At 34.2% G+C, this 19312-nt stretch carries 14 protein-coding genes; all 14 read left to right on the forward strand.

The features are described from left to right. The first annotated feature begins 9 nt into the window (after positions 1-9). Positions 10-354, forward strand: a complete 345-nt coding sequence (gene rpsM / locus QNH69_RS03865; protein ID WP_044565319.1) for a 30S ribosomal protein S13 — start codon at positions 10-12, stop codon at positions 352-354. A gap of 9 nt (positions 355-363) precedes the next feature. Further along, complete coding sequence (rpsK, locus tag QNH69_RS03870; protein WP_282929284.1) at positions 364-756, forward strand: 30S ribosomal protein S11; 393 nt, start codon at positions 364-366, stop codon at positions 754-756. Between the two features lie 12 nt (positions 757-768). Further along, positions 769-1362, forward strand: coding sequence for a 30S ribosomal protein S4 (gene rpsD, locus QNH69_RS03875; RefSeq protein WP_044565322.1), 594 nt, complete (start codon positions 769-771; stop codon positions 1360-1362). A gap of 33 nt (positions 1363-1395) precedes the next feature. Beyond that, positions 1396-2355: a DNA-directed RNA polymerase subunit alpha gene (locus tag QNH69_RS03880; protein ID WP_282929285.1), complete on the forward strand. Its 960-nt coding sequence runs from the start codon at positions 1396-1398 to the stop codon at positions 2353-2355. Between the two features lie 9 nt (positions 2356-2364). After that, complete coding sequence (gene rplQ, locus QNH69_RS03885) at positions 2365-2706, forward strand: 50S ribosomal protein L17 (protein WP_044565324.1); 342 nt, start codon at positions 2365-2367, stop codon at positions 2704-2706. A gap of 430 nt (positions 2707-3136) precedes the next feature. Further along, a complete protein-coding gene (locus QNH69_RS03890) occupies positions 3137-9496 on the forward strand; it encodes a S8 family serine peptidase (RefSeq protein ID WP_282929286.1) in 6360 nt (2119 codons plus the stop codon). A 70-nt stretch (positions 9497-9566) separates the two neighbouring features. Beyond that, entirely contained in the window at positions 9567-12380 is a 2814-nt protein-coding gene (locus tag QNH69_RS03895; RefSeq protein WP_282929287.1) for a hypothetical protein, read from the forward strand. A gap of 138 nt (positions 12381-12518) precedes the next feature. Further along, positions 12519-13160, forward strand: coding sequence for an HAD family phosphatase (locus QNH69_RS03900; RefSeq protein ID WP_282929288.1), 642 nt, complete (start codon positions 12519-12521; stop codon positions 13158-13160). Between the two features lie 87 nt (positions 13161-13247). Continuing rightward, positions 13248-14093, forward strand: coding sequence for a MurR/RpiR family transcriptional regulator (locus QNH69_RS03905; RefSeq protein WP_282929289.1), 846 nt, complete (start codon positions 13248-13250; stop codon positions 14091-14093). Further along, the gene (locus QNH69_RS03910) at positions 14094-15077 is read left to right on the forward strand and encodes a MupG family TIM beta-alpha barrel fold protein (protein WP_282929290.1); all 984 of its coding nucleotides are present in this window, start codon (positions 14094-14096) and stop codon (positions 15075-15077) included. After that, on the forward strand, positions 15049-15933 hold the full coding sequence (gene murQ / locus QNH69_RS03915; protein WP_282929291.1) for an N-acetylmuramic acid 6-phosphate etherase: 885 nt from the start codon (positions 15049-15051) through the stop codon (positions 15931-15933). Before QNH69_RS03910 ends, murQ begins: the two co-directional genes overlap by 29 nt. Then, the gene (locus tag QNH69_RS03920; RefSeq protein ID WP_282929292.1) at positions 15933-17375 is read left to right on the forward strand and encodes a PTS transporter subunit EIIC; all 1443 of its coding nucleotides are present in this window, start codon (positions 15933-15935) and stop codon (positions 17373-17375) included. The genes murQ and QNH69_RS03920 overlap by 1 nt, the downstream gene beginning before the upstream one ends. Positions 17376-17582: 207 nt before the next feature. Beyond that, positions 17583-18677: a PP2C family protein-serine/threonine phosphatase gene (locus QNH69_RS03925; protein ID WP_282929293.1), complete on the forward strand. Its 1095-nt coding sequence runs from the start codon at positions 17583-17585 to the stop codon at positions 18675-18677. Then, the gene (gene deoC / locus QNH69_RS03930; RefSeq protein ID WP_282929294.1) at positions 18677-19309 is read left to right on the forward strand and encodes a deoxyribose-phosphate aldolase; all 633 of its coding nucleotides are present in this window, start codon (positions 18677-18679) and stop codon (positions 19307-19309) included. Before QNH69_RS03925 ends, deoC begins: the two co-directional genes overlap by 1 nt. Positions 19310-19312 lie beyond the last annotated feature (3 nt).

The following is a 19312-nucleotide window of genomic DNA, read 5'->3' on the forward strand; positions in this document are numbered from 1 at the left end:
GAGGGTTTAATGCCTAGATTAGCTGGTATAGACTTACCAAGAGAAAAAAGAGCAGAAATTGGCCTTACCTATATCTATGGTATAGGACGTGCAACTGCAAACGAAATACTAAAAAACACAGGAATCAACCCTGATACTAAAATGAAAGATCTTACTGAAGAAGAATTAGGTAAAATCCGTGAACAACTAAACCACTACACAATCGAAGGTGACCTACGTCGTGAGACATCAATGAACATAAGAGCATTACGTGAAGTTGGTTCATACAGAGGATTAAGACACAAAGCAGGTCTTCCAGTAAGAGGACAAAACACAAAAAACAACGCTAGAACAAGAAAAAACAGAAAGGGTTAAGGAGAATAAATGGCAACTAAAGCAAAAACATCTCGTAAAAGAAGAGTTAAAAAACACGTTGAACGTGGCCAAGCTCACATTAACTCAACATTTAACAACACAATGGTAACACTAACAGATATGCAAGGTAATGCATTATCTTGGGCTTCAGCTGGACAATTAGGATTTAGAGGAAGCAGAAAATCTACACCATTTGCTGCACAAGAAGCTGCAGAAGTAGCTGCAAAAAAAGCAATTGATCAAGGATTAAAAACTGTTGAAGTGTACGTTAAAGGACCAGGTTCTGGACGTGAATCAGCAATCAGAAGCTTACAAGCAGCTGGCCTTGAAGTTACAATGATCAAAGACGTAACTCCAATCCCACACAATGGATGTAGACCACCAAAAAGAAGAAGAGTTTAATAAGGAGAAATAATGGCAGTATCAAAAGATCCAGTATATAAAAGAGCAAGAGCTTTAGGAATTTCTCCAGCATACTTAGGTTATACAGGCGAGTCAAAAAGACAATTACCACAAAGACGTGGCAAACTTTCTGATTACGGTATGCAACAAAGAGAAAAACAAAAAGCTAAATTTATCTATGGTGTATCTGAAAAACAATTTAGAGGATATTACGATAAAGCTACAAAAATCAAAGGACAAACAGGTGAACAACTAATAATCCTTTGCGAAAGAAGATTAGATAATATAGCATTTAGATCAGGACTTGCAAGAACAAGACGTGAAGCAAGACAAATCGTAACACACGGCCACTTACTAGTAAATGGCAAACAAGTAGACATCCCATCATACTTAGTAGAAGTAGGCGATGTAATAGAAGTTCGTGAAAAATCTAGAAGCAATACTTTATTTAAAACAATCAAAGAAGTAAATGCTACATTTGGTGTAGTTGATTGGATGACTTCTGACTTAGAAAACTTAAAAGTTACAATCAATAGATTCCCAGAAAGAGAAGATATTGATATTCCAGTTGAAGAACGTATGATCGTAGAGTTCTACTCTAAATAATAAATAAAAATAGTTGAGACTCAAGGAGATACCATGATCGAAAAATTAGATACAAAAATAGAAATTCTGGATATAAACGAAGAAGATAACTACGGAAAATTTGCTTTATATCCACTTGAACGAGGCTATGGTACAACCATTGGAAACAGTATGAGAAGGGTGTTATTATCATCCTTACCTGGTTCTAGCGTCTCTAAAATACTCATAGAAGGCGTACTTCATGAATTTTCAGTTATCGATGGAGTAGTAGAAGACGTTCCTGAAATAATATTAAATATCAAGGGTCTTGATGTAAAAAAACATTCTGATGAAGATGTAACATTATTTTTAGAAATCGAAGGACCAAAGATTGTAACAGCTAAAGATATCAGCAAAGATGCTTCAATTGAAATCGCAAACCCAGACCATTATATAGCAACAGTAAATGACAAAGCTAGACTATTCATTTCACTAGAAGTTACAAACGGTAAGGGATATAGAGTATCAGAATTTAACAAATCTGAATCAGATCCAATTGGAACAATTGCAATCGACTCTTCATTTACACCAGTAGAAAAAGTAAACTATTATGTAGAAAATACCAGAGTTGGAGAAATCACAGACTATGACAAACTTATAATCGAAGTTTGGACCAATGGAACAATCACTCCACAAGAAGCCCTTGCAGAAGGAGCAGGTATCCTAATAGATGACTTTAACTACTTTAAAGAATTACCAAACGCTTCTTTTGTAGAAGAAGACCAAAGTGAAGAAGTAGAAGAAGAAATCACTGAAGAAGAAGTGAGCGATAGCAACCTAAATAAAACTATAGAAGAATTAGACCTATCCTTACGTTCATTTAACTGCCTCAAAAGAGCAGGCTTTGATACAGTAGGTGACATAGTTGATAAATCTGAAGCAGAATTAAAAACTATCAAAAACTTTGGTAAAAAATCTTTAGAAGAAGTAAAAAATAAGGTTCATGACATGGGCCTTACACTAAAAGATGAATAGGAGGTAAGAATGGCAAATAAAAGAAAACTTGGCAGAAGAAGTGACCACAGAAACGCAATGCTAAGAAATCAAGTGACATCATTATTTGATAATGGTAGAATTGAAACAACAGTTACACGTGCAAAAGAAACACAAAAAGTAGCTGAAAAAATGATCACACTTGGCAAAACAAACACTCTTCACACCAGACGTCAAGCAGCAAGCTATATATATAAACCATCAACAGTACAAAAACTATTTGATGAAATCGCACCAGAATATGCCGAAAGAAATGGTGGATATACAAGAGTACTTAAACTAGGACCAAGAAGAGGTGACGGCTCTGAAATGGCTATTTTAGAGTTAGTTTAATAATCTATTGAAAATAAAATATTAAATCTCTGTTACATATAAGACCGCAAACTCGGCCTTATATGCCAAGAAATTGTGCGTCAAAATATGTCAAATCTAAAATGCCAATTTTAAAGTAGAGAGCTAGCATCTTTGTAAATCAAAGGTGCTTTTTTATTTGCAAAATTTTATGCATTTAATTTTATATATGCAATATATTGCAAAAGTATCTAGTTAACTTTACTACAATATCAAACAACATTTAGATTATTAGCTATGTTTAAAGGAATAATTTATTTATGGTTAATTTCATCTAATATATAAATATACCTAATTAAAAGCATATAAAAATTATAATGCTTCTAATCTTAAGCTTTAGCGTACTATTTAGTTGCAATAATATGAAATTTGTTTTATAATCATAACATATTGTAGGAAAGGAGAATTTATAATGAAAAATCACAAACAAAGAGCTTTATCATTGTTACTTAGCATGGTTATGATTTTATCTAATATTATGCCTGCCTTTGCGGCACATTCTTCTAATGAATTATCTAATAATGATTTAAGCTCGAAGGAAGTCACTAGTTTAGAAAGTGCACTTAAGAATTATTCTAATAATAATAACGGCACGTCTAAAGAACATTCCCCAAATGGGAAACTAAGGGTAGTAATTGAACTAAACAAAGAGCCTATAGCTAATATGGCAAATGCTATGGGCAAAACTGTTAAAGAACTTTCAACATCACAGATTAATACTTATGAAAAAAGAATCTTAGCTGAGCAAGATCTGCTGAAAGAAAAGATTCTTTCAGCTGATATCAAAACATATGATACAGGTGATGATAATAAGAAGTCAGATTATTCATATACTACGGTAATTAATGGTTTTTCTACTTATATAGATAGCAAAGATTTAGAAAAACTAGAAAGTCTTAAAGAAGTCAAGAATGTTTATATTGTAAATGAATACAATAGACCAAAAGACCTTCCAAATATGACTTCATCAGGTGTACAAGTTGGTGCCGACACTACTTGGAATTTAGGTTACAAGGGTCAAGGCATGGTAGTGGCTGTTCTTGATTCTGGTTTTGATATTAACCACAAAGACTTTAAAATCACAGATGCTAACAAAACAGCTCTTAAAAAGGCAGATGTGGAACTCATATCAAAGATAAATAATTTACCGGGAAAATATTATACAGATAAATTCCCTTATGCTTACAACTATTATGACAAGACTGATAAGATTAAGTCTGAAACAAGTAACCACGGTCAACACGTTGCTGGTACTATAGGAGCAAACGGACAAATCAAAGGTATAGCTCCAGAGGCACAACTTCTTGGTATGAAAGTTTTCTCAGATGATCCACTTTATTCTACCACTTTCTCTGATGTGTATGTAAAAGCTATAGATGATTCAGTAAAACTTCGCGCTGATTCAATAAATATGTCACTAGGTTCACCTGCTGGCAACTATATTTATGGATCGTTAGAGGATGTGGCAATAACTAAAGCTCGTGATGCAGGAGTGCAGGTGGCAATTGCTGCTGGTAATGAACACTCAATAATTGACGGTTTAGCTAATTTTGCAGATTCGTTGACAACTGGAGTTCCATATCCATTTGCCAAAAATGTAGATACAGCAGTTGTTGGTTCTCCATCACTTTACCAAGGAGATATTTCAGTAGCTTCTGTAAACAACACTCATATCCAAGGAAGATTTATAAAATATAAAACTAATAATGAAGAGGGAGAAATTCAAATTTCACCAGCTCATGAAGCCCCAAATCCATGGGAAGTTCTTACAGGAACTTACAAAGTATCTGATATCTTGGTGATGAATTCCGAAAACAAGGGTGATAAATCCAAGGCTCCTGGGGATGCCGCTTCATTTGAAGGTAAAGATGTCAAAGATAAGATTCTACTAATCGAACGTGGTAATACATTTACAGATACTATTGCTAATGCTCAAGAAAGAGGAGCTAAAGCAGTAATAATTTATAATAACAAGAGACCTGATGATACTTTGATGAATATGGCAGGTGGAGATATTGCAAAAATTCCATTTTTGCAGATTACTCGCCCAGACGGTCTAAAGATTATTGAAAACTTAGCTAGTATTAGTTTAACTTTCCCAGATGAAGTAAAAGCATTCAATCATCCACAAGCAGGATTTATATCCGACTTTTCATCTATTGGACCAACACCAGAACTAGGAATCAAACCAGAAATATCAGCTCCAGGTGGAGACATATATTCAACAGATAACGATGATTCCTATGTAAATATGTCTGGTACATCAATGGCAACACCACATGTTGCAGGAGCACTTGCTCTAGTGGGTCAAAGAATAAAAAATGATTCTAGCCTTTTTGGCAATATAAGCAAAGAGGAACGTGGAAGACTTGCTAAAATTCTTCTACTAAATACATCAAAACCTATTAAAAATCCTAATGGTGAATACTATGCAGTTCGCCAACAAGGATCAGGACTTATGGATATAAATGCTGCAACTTCCACAGATACTTATGTAATTGAAAAATCATCTGGTGAAGCTAAAGCAGAAGTTGGCAGTTTCAAAGATAATAAGATTACAATTAATCTTACAATCTTTAATAAATCAAAACAAAATAGACGTTTTAACATCCACGCCAATGCACTCACAGATGCTACAGAAGAATTTGAAGGATATGAATACTTGCTTGAGACAACAAGAAATATCGAAGGAATCAAAGTTTCTGGTGGTGGCGATGTAATCGTACCGAAATTATGCAAAAAAGAAGTTAGGGTCACAATTGATTTAAGTGAAGCCATTGCAAGTGGTGAGCTTAAAGAACAAAACTTTGTTGAAGGATTTGTTTTCCTTGATTCAAAGGATAAAAAAGCTAATTTATCTGTTCCATATTTAGGATTTTATGGAGACTACGAAGAGTTAAATGTCCTAGATGAACCTATAACAAATCTATACGACAATGATAAATCAAACGACCCAATGTTTACATCGACCCATCTATGTTATGTAGAAGATGGCAAAATAACATATCCAGCTACAAATCATACACCAAGCTATGTTAATACAAAAGTTAAGGGTTATGGAAATTCAGGATTAGTTTTAAGAACAACTCCATTACGTAATTTCGATAGGATAGAATACACTATCGAAGATAAAGATGGCAATGTCTTAGAAAACCTTGGTCAAACGGAAGCTGGCAGAAAAATTACAAATATGGCTACAGGACAAGCACCATACACATTCTTTGAAGAAGGAATCTGGGATGGCACTATTTCTGGCAAGCCACTAGAAGCAGGCAAAAGTGTTTACTATACAGCCAAGGCATACTATATGCCTAATTCTAAGCCACAAGTGATAAGATTTGAAGTTTCTACAGATGATACTTTCCCACAAGTAAAAGATATCAATGGAGAATTCAAATCTAGAAGAACTGTAGCTAGTTCAAGTGATCCATACTATAAAGATATAAATGGTGCCGACCTAAGATTAGCTTATGACAAAGAAAAAAGACAGATTACCTTTGAGGCCTATGATACTATCTCTGGTGTAGATGCTGTTATCCTATCAAATCCAGCAACTCTGAAATCAGAAAAACCACAGACTAAATTATGGCAAGGCTCTGATGAATTAAATACTATTAGAGATTTGGTTGATAAAGAAAAGGGTCTATACAAATACACAATTACCATCCCAGATGAAGGTTATGAAAATAACATAATTAATGTTCAACTAATAGATAAGGCATATAACCTTGTTACTGGAGCAGTAATCAGAGATGAAATTCAAGCCGATCCAAGGCCTACTGATGATACAAGTATTTATTCTTTTAATGAAAATACCAGAATACTAAGACTAAACGTAAAGCCAGGTGCCAATGTATTTTTGGTTCCAATCAAAGGTGGAGCTGATAATCCTACCCTAGATTGGTTTAACTTAGAGTCATTTGAAGATGATGATAAGGATGGCATAATAGACGGTAAACTTGCTAAGAAATATAAAGCTAATGAAGTATTTGCTCTAGTAAGTGGAGGTAGTCAAATCAAATACGTTCTTCCAGTAGGAGAAGACAAATCAAAACCTCTACCGCCAATTATTAATCCTATTATTAGTGGAGATACTACTAAAGAGATAACAGGTTTTGCTTATGAAGCAAATATGACTATCAAAGCTTATCAAAATGGAAAAGTAATCGGCGAAAGTAAATCTGATGATGATGGATTATTCAAAATTGATTTAGAAAATGATGTGAAAATGTCAGATGAAATTAGCATAACTGCTACACGTGATGGTCTAAATCTAACATCAGATCCAGCTAAGGTCCTTGCTGGTAAGATGAAAGCACCATTGGTTGACGGCAATGAGCTATTAGCTGAACAAACAGAAATAAAAGGTGATGCATTTTTACCATTTACTGATGTTGTATTTGAAAAAGATGGCAAAAATAGCCAAAGAGAAGAAATTGCAAAAGTTATATCTCAAGCCAATGGAAGATTTGCCCTATATGATATAAACTTTAGTGAACACGGTCTAAAAATTGGCGATAAGGTATATATCTATGCAGTAAAAGATGGACAAAAATCTGAAGAAACAGTTCTAACAATCAAAGAAGCTGACGGAATTGACCAACCTTCTGACAAATTAACCATGTTTATCAATTCACCAGGCCTTGTAAATGGATACAATTCAGCTGTACCATTTAACATAACAATGTTTGGTTGGGATAATCTAGATAAGGTCACATTTAATGGTGTAGAATTGCCATTTAAAGTAAATGAATATCAAAAAGTAATTCATCCAAAGACAAAAGAACAAGTTCACTACGGAAAAACATTCACAGTGGAAATATCCCTAGACCTAGAAGAAGGATATTATGATATACCAGTCATAGCTTACGATAACAAAAATGACCGCAAGTTTGGACTAACTAGAAGATTCTGGGTTGATAAAACAAAACCAGAAATATCTGTAGTAACATCAGAGCTTACAGAAGAAAGCACTGATGATGAGGGCAATAAAACTGTAAGCATAACAACTACAAATAATGAAGTTAACTTAAACCTTGTAGTCAAAGATAATGGACCAGAAGTAGTCCTACACAAAGGTCAAACACAACTTTATACAAGTGGAGTTACAGAAGCCAGTGGTTTTGCCCTTAAAGAAACAAATGCATCAGTAAATGATGTTATAAAACTAGGTGAAGAAAAAGAAGTAACTTATGAATATACTGTGAGTGATATAGCTGACAATAAGACAAAAATCACAGTTAAAGTCAAAAAAGAAGATCCTAGTCAAGAATCTCCTGACAAGTCGCCTATTATAAGAGCAAGTGATAGAACTGCTTATCTTGGCGAAAAATTAAACTTGCTATACCAAGTAAGTGCAAAAGATTATAAGGGCAATGACCTAACAAGCAAAGTGAGTTCAAATCCAAAAACCATAGATACATCAAAGCCTGGAGAATACAAAGTTAAATACTATGTCACAGATACAGATGGCAACTATGGAGAAAAAGTTGTTAGAGTAAAAGTTATAGCTCGTAAGGATAATCTAATCGATACAAGTGAACTTATAGCCAAAATTGGAGAAGCTAAAAAATATAGCAGTGAAAATTACTCACTAACTAGCTACCAACGCCTACAAGAAGCAATCAATGAAAGTGAATACCAAATAAAATCAGTATCATTGACAGATGAGCTTGTAAAGACATTGTTAGCTAACTTAGAAGAAGCTATAGAGGGTCTTGTTGATATTAGTGAACTTAAAAAAGCTTATGATATAGCAAATGAAGAGCTCACATATGGAAAAGAAGACTATACGTCAACATCTTACAATGAACTTAATAATATGGTTGAAGAAGCTAGATTAGTTTTGGCAAAAGAAAATCCTAGCCAAGTTGAAGTAGACCTTGCATTAAGAAATATAAATGAAGGATTGAAAAATTTACAAAGAAAAGCTAACAAAGATCAATTAATAAAACTTTATGATAGTCTAAATAAATCACTAGCAAATGGTGAAATTAGCTTAGATAAGTATAGCGAGGAATCTATGAATGCTCTTACAGAGATCCTTGCTAAGGCTAAGGAACTTATAGAAAATGAAGATGCCAGCCAAGAAGAGGTTGATAGCATATACGAAAAATTAATAGAAGCTCATAAAAACCTAGAAGAGAAGGAAATTCTTCAAGAAGTGGACAAGGAAAAATTAAACTTGCTATATGAAGAGGCCAATTCTATCGATAGAAACACCTTGACTCTATCTTCTGCAAAAGCTTTAGAAGAAGCCCTAAATAATGCTTATGAAGTCCTATCTAATGAGAATGTTAGCCAAGAAGAAGTTGATAAGGCTTATGATAATCTAGAAAAAGCTTTAAAAGATAGAAAAATCAAGGCAAACAAAGATAGCTTAAAAGCTCTTTTAGAAAAATATAATCAACTTGATAAGAATCAATACATGGAAGAATCCTACAAGATTTTTGAAGAAGTCTTAGCAAAGGCTAAAGAAATCGCTGAAGATAGCGAAGTAAGCCAAGAAGATGTTGATAAGATATCAAAAGACTTAATAGAAGCCTTTGACAAGCTTGAGAAAAAGCCAAGTGATTTAAGAAAAGAACTAGAAGCGTTGGTTGAAACTGCAGAATCTGAGCTTAAAAAATCAGGCTATAGTAGGCAGAGCGTGACAAACTTAAAACTTAGACTTTCATCAGCAAAAAGACTTCTTAGAAAAACAGATGTTAGCGATGAAGAACTAAAAAAGAATATCGAAGATTTGAAACTTGCCCTTAAAAATTTGAAATAAGCTATATGGAGCAGTCTTCTGCTCCTCTTGCTTATGAATATTAAGAAATTACAAATAGGAGTAATAAGTAGTGAAAAAGAATAAAATTCCAAAGGCGCTTGTCTTAGCCTTAGCGCTATTAACTCTTGCACCATCTTCAAGTGCAAGAGCTCAATCAGAAAATCCACCAGTATATAATTCTTCTGAAGTTGATAGCAGTGAAGTAGATAAGGCCCAAAGCGAAGTTGATAGGCTAGAAAAAGAAGTTGAAAAAGCAAAAGATGATTTAGACCTTGCAAAAAAAGATCTTGACCAAGCAAAGGCAGACCAAGAGAAAGCTGATAGTAAATTAAGCGATGCTAATGAAAAATATGAAGCTGCAAAAAAATCTGAAGAAGAAGCAAATCGCAAACTTAAAGAAGCCTTAGATAAACAGGCAGAAGCTAGCGACGAAGTAATAGATATCTTAGAAGAACAAAATACTCAAAGAGAAGCTCAAGCTGCCTTGGATGCTGCAAAAGCTGAGTTTACAGATGCAAAGGAAGATCAAGCTAAAAAACAAGCAGAAGCAAAACAAGCGGAAGCAAATTTTATAAAAGCAACAGCAGACTATTCAGATGCTTGGGAAGCTCTAGCAGCTGCAAATGATTATCTTGAAGAAGTTAAGTCAGACCATGACAAGCAAGTAGAAGAGATTAAGAAAAATATAGTTGATAGTGAAGCTAAGATAGAAGATTTAAACAAAAAAATAGATGAAAAAGATCCTGCTAAATATACAGACTCAAAAAAGGATGCTGATTTAAAGGAAAAGGATCAGTCTTTGGGCAATGTTGAAGAAGATTATATTGAGAAATCACAAAATCATACAGATGCAATCATTGACTTAAATAATGCAAAAAGTCAAATATTATCCAAAGAAAGTGAGCGTCAAAAACTCGAAGAAGAAACAAAAGAGGCTACAGAAAAATGGCATGAGATTTATACTAAATTAAAAAATGGTGACCCTTCTGTAAGTGAAGAAGATGAAGCAAAAGCCTACAAAGAGCAAAGAGAAATAGAAGAAAGAAATAAGGAAAAAATCACTTCTCTTAATGAAGAAATAGATCAATTAATTAAAGATTTGCCTGCTAAAGAAGAAAAAGTAGATCAGACAGCGAAGGCCTTGCAAGAAGTATTTAGAACGATGACAGATAAATCTGAAGAATACTACGGGTCTGAAGAAGGCAAAAATGTTATAAAAGATATAGCAAATGGTGATATAACAAAAGAAAATTATGAAGAAAAACTTGGAGAAGCCGAAAAAGCCATTGATGATGCCTTTGCCGAATCAGAAGAAGCTTTAGAAGCTTGGGAAAAAGCTCAAGAAGACTATAAAAATGCAGTCGATCAAGCAGAATTTGATAAGAAAAAGTATGAAGAAAATATAAGATATTATCAGGATCTTATTGACAAAGATAATGGATATTGGAAAGAATCGGACATAGAAGGATTTAAGCAAACGGTTGATTACTATAAGGGCTTATTAGAGAAGGTAAATGAACCAGTAGAAAAAGCTCAAAAAGATCTTGATGATGCTGAAGCTCGTTCATATAAGGCTAGTGAAAACCTAGCTAGGGCTGAGGCTAGACTAAATGCACTAGATGATGCTGAAAAAGCTTTTGATGATATAGAAAATATCAAGGCAGAAAAAGAAAAACTACAAAAAGACTTGAAAGAAGCCATAGAAAAATTAGCTGAAGATCAAAAGGCCTTAGAAGAAGCTGCTGCTGATCTTAAAGATGCTGAAGATATGGTTGATAAAGTTAAAAATATGATTGACGAGTCCAAGGCTGATTTGGATAAAACTCAAAAGGCATTAGAAGATGCTTACAGAAATAAAAAAGAAGCCGAGAAGAAAGTCAAAGAAGCTCAATCAGAAGTAGACAGATTAGAAAAAGTATTAGCTGGTAATAGTACTTCTCCTGAGGATTTGGCAAAAGCAAAAGAGAAGCTTGCAGCTGCAAAAGATGAAGCTAAAAATGCCAAAGAAGCTTTAGAAAAAGCAAAAGAAGATACTGCTAAGGCTAAAAAAGACTTGGATGATGCACAAGCAGAAAAAAATAAAGCTGATCAAAATCTTAAAGAAGCTCAAGATAAGAAAGACCAAGCTAATCAAAATCTTATTGATAAACAAGATCAATTACTTGATGCAAAAGATAAACTAAATTTGGCCAAAGCAAAGAAATCTATAGCAGATCTTGCTGACAGTGCTAAGGATATCGACGATGAAGATGTTAAAAACGCAGTATCCAAAGCAAAAGATGTATTGGCAAATCCAAGTGCAACAATAGATGAGATAAATAATTTGCGAAATGAACTTATAGATGCTATTGCCAAGGCGAAAGATAAACCATCTGAACCACAGACACCGGATCTAGATAGCAAATACAAAAAAGATGTCTTGGATAAGATAAAATCTCTAGATAATCTAACAGGTAAAGAAAAGGATGATTTTGCGAAAAGAATCGATGCAGCAAAGACCAAAGAAGAAGTCGATGATCTTTACAAAGAAGCTCTTGAATTAAATTCATCACGTGAAAAAACACATTCAGAAGAAAATAAACCAAGTAAGAAAGATGATTCAAGTGATCTTGCTAGTGATTTAATTTATGTACCTCATGGATATAAATACGTGAAAGAAGGCTTCTATCATAGATCAGATCTTGATTATATTTATAATAATCTCAAAAAAGCTATTGAAGATAATGAAGTTTATACTCGAGCAATCAAATTGTTATTTGAATATACTCCAAACACAGTTAAGAATGTAAGAAGTGAGCTTGAAAAACTTTTAGAAGAGTCACTCATCCTTCAAAAAGAAGGAAAAGATGCGTTATTAGAACTAGAGAAAATTCTAGGATATTAATGTGTTCTTGCAATAAAAGATAATATTACGTTAACGAAGATCCCACAATCTAGAGTATCTATTGTGGGATTTTTATATTAAGCTTTGGATTCCATAACGTAGATTGGGTAAATATCAGACAGGAAAGAAGGAGAGTTTATGAAATACGATTTGATTATATTTGATATGGATGGCTTGATGTTTGATACTGAGATTTTCTATTACAAATCTTGGAAGGCCTTTGAGGATAAGTACAATTTTTGCTTTGACATAGCAACACGCAACAGAATTGCTGGTATGAATGAAGATAATGTTAGAGATGAGTTTGCCAAAATTTTGGGTGACTATGATAAAGCGAAGAATTTGCGTGATGAAATTAATGCTTATAGGAAAGAAGGATTAAAAAACTACAAGGATTCTATAAAAAAAGAAGGCCTTGTTGAATTGCTAGAATTCCTAAAGGCAAATGGAATAAGAGCATGTATAGCTTCATCTTCTGACAAAGAGAAGATCTTATATTTAATAAAAAAAGAAAATATAGGAGACTACTTTGACTTTGTAGTATCTGGTGAAGATTTTGAAAACAGTAAGCCTGACCCAGAAATATTTGAAAAGGCTGCAGAGATAGCCAATGTTGATAAAAGTCGAGCACTAATCCTAGAGGATTCTCACAATGGGTACTTGGCAGCAAAGGCAAGTGGCATAGACTATCTAATCATTCACGACACATCATTTGATAAAACTTTTACAGCAGATAGAGAAGTAGCTTCCTTGTTAGATGTGATCGAATATATAAAATAATTATTTAAAATCACGGTTTAAAACTTGAAATAATTATTTAAAACAGATATAATTTCCTTAAGAAAAGCTTTTCTCTATAGGAGTACTATGGATTATTTAATAAAAATCAAAGAAAGATGGGATGAATTTACCCCCTCTGATAAAAAAATAGGTGAATATATAGTAGATAATCCCGAACAAATTGTAAACTATAATACTTTAGAGCTAGCTGATCTCATTGATACCAGTCAATCAGCTATAATAAGATTTATCAAAAAGATAGGCTACAAGGGATATATAGATTTTAAAATCGATGTTGCAAAATCGCTTGAAGAAAAAAATGAATTCTTATTGGATGAGGTCATATCAAAAAATGAAAGCATAGAAAATATTATTTCAAAAAGTAAGAATAATGTTTTAGCAACTGTAGAAAAAACTTATGCCCTCATTGATACTGAAGCCATTAAGAGATCTATAGATGATATTAACAAGGCTAATAATATCTATCTTGCTGGTGTTGGAAGTTCTGGGCTCATATGTGAGGATTTTTCCTACAAATTACAAAGATCGGGCAAAAAAGTTTTCTATCAAGTAGATGCCCATACAAACCTTGCCCTAGTTACCAATATAGACAAGGAAGATTTGCTAATAGCCATTAGTTATTCTGGCCTAACAAAAGAAATTTTAATTGCCTCAGAATATGCCAAAAAAGTTGGAGCAAAAGTTATAAGTATAAGCAAGTCTTTGAATAGTACCTTGGCTCATAATTCTAATGAACTCTTGCTCATTCCAGAAATTGAAAGAGAAATGAGATATGGGGCTATTTCTTCAAGATTATCATCACAAATAATAACGGATATTCTTTATTATGGCTATGTTGCTGCAAACACAGAAAAAGTTAACGAAAATATGAGAACTTCTAAAGAGTTGACAAATAAACTAAAGGATAAGTAAATGTTAGGATTTTCTTTATATTTTGAAAATGAAACTGATTTTGAAAAACAAATAGAAAAGTTTAAGGGTTTTGATTTATTATTTACATCTTTGCACTATCCTGCCAGTGATGAAACTTATGATAAGTTTCTAGACTTGTTGGATGTGGCCAAAGATATAAAAATTTGTGTGGATATCAACAATCAAACTCTAAAGGACCACCCAGATTTACTAGATAAGAATTTGATTATTAGACTGGATTTTGGATTTAGTCCAAGAGAGATAGCTAGTCTTTCAAAGAAGTGTCAAATAGCCATAAACGCCTCTACCGTCAATTATAAGTTTTTAGAAGACTTGGCAAAAGCAGATGCAAATATGGCAAATATGATAGCAATTCATAACTATTACCCTCTAGTATTTTCTGGCCTATCCCAAGAATATTTCCTAAGCCAAAATGAACTTATAAATTCCTTTGGCATTAGACTTGCGGCCTTCGTCCAAGGGAACACAAATCTTCGTGGCCCTGTATTTCGTGGCTTGCCTACATTAGAAGAAGATAGGAATCAAAATCCATACTTAAGCCTAGTTAAACTAAAAAGAAAATACAAGGTCGATGACTTTATATTGGCCGAAGATGTAGATGAATATAGTAAAAATTATATATTAAAATTTATCAATGCTGGAATTATAAGCCTACCTATTATTTGGGAAAATGATTATGAGTATTTATCAAAAATAAAAGTTCGTAATGACATTAGTGACTATATAATTAGAAACGAAAGAGAGAAAAAGGATATAAGCCCAGACAAGCCAAGGCCAATCAGGAGGGGAGATCTTGTTGTTTTGAACAATTTGTCAGGCCGCTACGGTGGAGAGGTTGAAATTGTAAAAAAAGACCTAGGTCTGTGTGATGATAGAAACCTTATCGGCAGGGTTGATGAGGCCTATATAGATATTTTGGATTTAATAAAAGGAGGTGATATTGTTGACTTCGACAGAAGATAGAAATCCTATAAGCTATGATTTGGATTTAAAATCAACTAGAGAAATTTTGGAAATTATCAATACTGAAGACCAGAAGATAGCTTACAAGGTAAAAGATGCCATGGATCAAATCGAAGCTTTGGTAGATGAACTTATCAATACATTTGCCAACGGTGGCAGATTATTTTACTTGGGAGCTGGAACAAGTGGTAGGCTAGGAGTTTTGGATGCATCTGAAACAGTTCCTACATTTTCAGTAGACCCAAAGATGGTAACAGGTCTTATAGCAGGGGGCGATGATGCACTAAGAAACCCTATAGAAAATGCAGAAGATTCCAAAGAAGCCGCAAAAGCTGACCTTAAAAAGGCAAATTTAACAAGCAATGATTTTGTAATTGGCATAGCAGCTAGTGGAAGGACACCATACTCAATTGGAGCTATAGAATATGCCAGAGAAATTGGAGCAAAGACTGGCTCTATTGCCTGCAACAAAAATGCTAAGATTTCTGAATATTCCGACTATCCAATAGAAGTAGAAACCGGTGCAGAAGTATTGAGCGGATCAACCCGTATGAAGGCTGGTACTGCCACAAAGATGGTTCTAAATATGATCACAACTACTGCCATGATTAAAATTGGCAAGGTTTATGACAACCTTATGGTCGACTTAAAACCAACCAATGAGAAGCTAGTAGATAGGGCGACAAAAATTATTTGCGAAATCATCGGATATGATTATGAATCGTCAAAGAAGATACTAAGTAAAGCCGATAACAATGTAAAGGCTGCAATAATAATGGCTACAAAGAATGTAGACTATGAAGAGTCTATAAAAATTCTTGAAAATAATAAAGGATTTATAAGAGAGGATTTGTAATGGATAATAATACATTAGCAAAATTATTAGTCGATGACTTTGGGGGTAGCGATAATCTCATAGAAGTTATCAATTGTATGACGAGAGTTAGAGTAAAAGTCAAAGATTCTAGCAAGGTAAACTACGGAGCTATTAAATCTCGCGAGGGCGTAATGGGCCTAGTTGAAGGAGATCAAATACAAGTAGTATTAGGACCTGGCAAAAGCGAAAAAGTTGCTAAGGCTATGGCAGAAATTTCAAATGCAACATTATCTGAAGAATTAGCAGCAGGCACTGACCTTGAAAGAAGAACTAGAGAAAACAAAGAAGCCTATAAGGCAAAACAAACACAAAGTGGCTTTAAGAAGTTCACAGCTACCATTGCTTCTATATTTGTTCCACTAATTCCAGCCTTTGTTGGTGCTGGCCTTATAGGTGGTATTGCATCAGTTTTGTCAAATATGGCAACAGCTGGTACTCTTACTGGTGACGGTGTAAATAACCTTATTCAGATTTTAAATGTCATGAAAAATGGTCTTTATGCTTACCTAAATATTTTTATAGGAATTAACACAGCAAAAGTCTTTGGAGCAAATGAGGGACTTGGTGGCGTTGTTGGAGGTATGGTTTACCTTACAGGCATGAATCCAGATATGCCTATAAGCAATATTTTCTTGGGAACTCCTCTTGCAGCAGGACAGGGTGGAGTAATAGGTGTACTAATTTCAGTTTTCCTATTATCTAAGATTGAAAATGCCCTCCACAAAATAATACCGGATTCTCTAGACATTATTTTAGTTCCTATGCTATCATTACTTGCAGTAGGACTTCTAACGATGTTTATCATAATGCCATTTGCTGGACTTATATCAAATGGACTAATAGGTTTTATTAACGGAGTAATCAATATCGGTGGTGCAGTATCAGGATTTATCTTAGGTGCCTTGTTCCTACCTATGGTAATGCTTGGCCTTCACCAAATCCTAACACCAATACATGTAGCGATGATTGAACAACAAGGTGCAACATACTTATTGCCAATTCTTGCAATGGCAGGAGCTGGACAAGTAGGAGCTGCGCTTGCAATACTTGTAAAATGTAGAAATAATAAACAAATCACAACCATAGCCAAAGGTGGACTTCCTGTAGGTTTCCTAGGAATCGGTGAACCACTTATATATGCCCTAACCCTACCAATGGGCAAGGCTTTCATCACAGCATGTCTTGGTGGCGGTATCGGTGGAGCTGTCATAGGAGCTATAGGATCAATTGGTTCAACAGCTATAGGACCATCAGGCCTTGCACTAATCCCACTTATTTACCAAAATAGATGGCTAGGTTATCTAGCTGGTCTTATCGCAGGCTATATAGGTGGATTTGTCTTGACATATTTCTTTGGAGTTGATCAGAAATATGTAGATGGAGCAAGCCTTGATAATACTAGCAAATTTGAATTTAAATAGATAATATAATGGAAAGTCCTAGGAAATAGGCTTAGTGATAAGCTTTGTTTCTTAGGGCTTCTTTTTATTTTCCTATGGATTTTTGCTATTGGCTCAAATGCTTGAAATTACAAGCTTTATACCTTGTGAAATTATTTGCCAAAGGACATATAAAATGATATAGTTAAATATAAGAAATTATACTTTTATAAAAATGAGGGTAAGGGTATGAAAAAGACACTGATTGATAAAGTTAATAATAAGAATTTCGCAGTGTTAAATTCCATGGATGATTGGGTGAGAGTTGTCGATTCAAATGCAAAGACAGTTTTCATCAATAATTCGCTAGACCTTGCTAGGAAAAAATCTGAAAGCTTAAGAATTTATCTTGATGAAAATATACCCTTAAACCTAGCTAGCGAGAATGATTCCATAAGAAATACTACTGTGATTGAAGAAAAGCTTATAAATGACAGATACTATAGTATCAAGGCTTCTCCTATTGTCATTGATGGGGATTATTCTGGTATTGTAGAAGTTTTTAGGGATATTACCCGCGAAACTAATATGAAAATCGACCTTTTTGATGCCAATAGAAATATGCTCGATGATGTGAGATTTGTAAGGAAAGTCCAATCTTCGATTTTGCCAAAAAATAAAGTTTATGGCAAGCTTGATCTCAAGGCTTATTACAATCCAAGCTCCAATGTTTCGGGTGATATGTTTGATGTGATAAAGCTTGATGATAACAAGTACGCTTTCTACATTGCCGATGTTATGGGCCATGGGGTTAAGGCATCTATTCTTACAATGTTTGTTAAGGTATCTATTAGCTCGATATTTGATAAGTATCCTGACTACACACCTAGCCAAGCCTTGCTAAAACTAAGAAGCCGTTTTTACGACCTTGATATAGATTCATCCCAATATTTCACTGCATGGCTAGGAATATTTGATTTGAATAATAATACCCTTTGTTTTTCAAATGCTGGTCACAATTGTCCGCCTATGATTTTTAAATCTGATGTAAAGGCTTGCGAATATTTGCACGCCAGCGGCAGGATGATATCAAATATTATAGAGCCAGATGTGTATAATGAGGTTACTACAGAGCTTAAAGATGGAGACCTGATTCTCTTTTTCACTGATGGAGTTATAGAAGCAACTGATGAAAATAATAAAGAGTTTGGTCTGGCAAGACTAAAAGAAGCTTTTTGCCAGCATAGGCAAATTGATAAGATATACGATGAAATAGAAGACTTTAGCTGGGGAGAACAAAAGGATGATATAACCTTGGCTATGATTACTTATAGGGAGAAATAATGGAATTAAATAAATTAATAGATCATACAAATTTGAAGGCTGAAGCAACAAGCGAAGATATCAAAAAGCTAGTTGATGAGGCTGTTGAACATGAGTTTTTTAGTGTATGTGTAAACTCATCATTTGTTAAATTTATCAATGATTATAACAAAGATGTAAAGATTGCAACAGTGGTAGGCTTTCCTCTAGGAGCTATGGCAACATCTGCCAAGGCCTATGAAACAAAGTGTGCCACCGAAGATGGGGCAAGTGAAATAGATATGGTTATAGAAGTTGGCCGCCTTAAGGAAAAAGATTATGACTATGTTTTAAATGACATCAAAGCAGTCAAAGAAGCTTGTGGAGACAATATCCTAAAAGTTATAATCGAAACTTGCCTATTAACTGAAGAAGAAATTGTAAAAGCCTGCGAACTTGCTGTAGAAGCTGGGGCAGACTTTGTAAAAACATCAACAGGATTTTCAACAGGTGGAGCAAAGGCTTCAGACATTGCTCTAATGAGAAAGACAGTTGGTCCAGATATTGGTGTAAAAGCATCTGGTGGCATCCACACTAAAGAAGAAGCACTAGAAATGGTAGAAGCTGGCGCAAGTAGAATTGGCGCAAGCAAATCCATAGAAATTTGCAAATAGGAT

This window comes from Anaerococcus sp. Marseille-Q7828, assembly GCF_949769285.1.
In the GTDB taxonomy this organism is placed as follows: Bacteria; Bacillota; Clostridia; order Tissierellales; family Peptoniphilaceae; genus Anaerococcus.

Bases quoted from the DNA above. Each gene is read 5' to 3' on its own strand.
- rpsM (WP_044565319.1), top strand. From the start codon at position 10: ATGCCTAGATTAGCTGGTATAGACTTACCAAGAGAAAAAAGAGCAGAA.
- rpsK (WP_282929284.1), top strand. From the start codon at position 364: ATGGCAACTAAAGCAAAAACATCTCGTAAAAGAAGAGTTAAAAAACAC.
- rpsD (WP_044565322.1), top strand. From the start codon at position 769: ATGGCAGTATCAAAAGATCCAGTATATAAAAGAGCAAGAGCTTTAGGA.
- QNH69_RS03880 (WP_282929285.1), top strand. From the start codon at position 1,396: ATGATCGAAAAATTAGATACAAAAATAGAAATTCTGGATATAAACGAA.
- rplQ (WP_044565324.1), top strand. From the start codon at position 2,365: ATGGCAAATAAAAGAAAACTTGGCAGAAGAAGTGACCACAGAAACGCA.
- QNH69_RS03890 (WP_282929286.1), top strand. From the start codon at position 3,137: ATGAAAAATCACAAACAAAGAGCTTTATCATTGTTACTTAGCATGGTT.
- QNH69_RS03900 (WP_282929288.1), top strand. From the start codon at position 12,519: ATGAAATACGATTTGATTATATTTGATATGGATGGCTTGATGTTTGAT.
- QNH69_RS03905 (WP_282929289.1), top strand. From the start codon at position 13,248: ATGGATTATTTAATAAAAATCAAAGAAAGATGGGATGAATTTACCCCC.
- QNH69_RS03910 (WP_282929290.1), top strand. From the start codon at position 14,094: ATGTTAGGATTTTCTTTATATTTTGAAAATGAAACTGATTTTGAAAAA.
- QNH69_RS03920 (WP_282929292.1), top strand. From the start codon at position 15,933: ATGGATAATAATACATTAGCAAAATTATTAGTCGATGACTTTGGGGGT.
- QNH69_RS03925 (WP_282929293.1), top strand. From the start codon at position 17,583: ATGAAAAAGACACTGATTGATAAAGTTAATAATAAGAATTTCGCAGTG.
- deoC (WP_282929294.1), top strand. From the start codon at position 18,677: ATGGAATTAAATAAATTAATAGATCATACAAATTTGAAGGCTGAAGCA.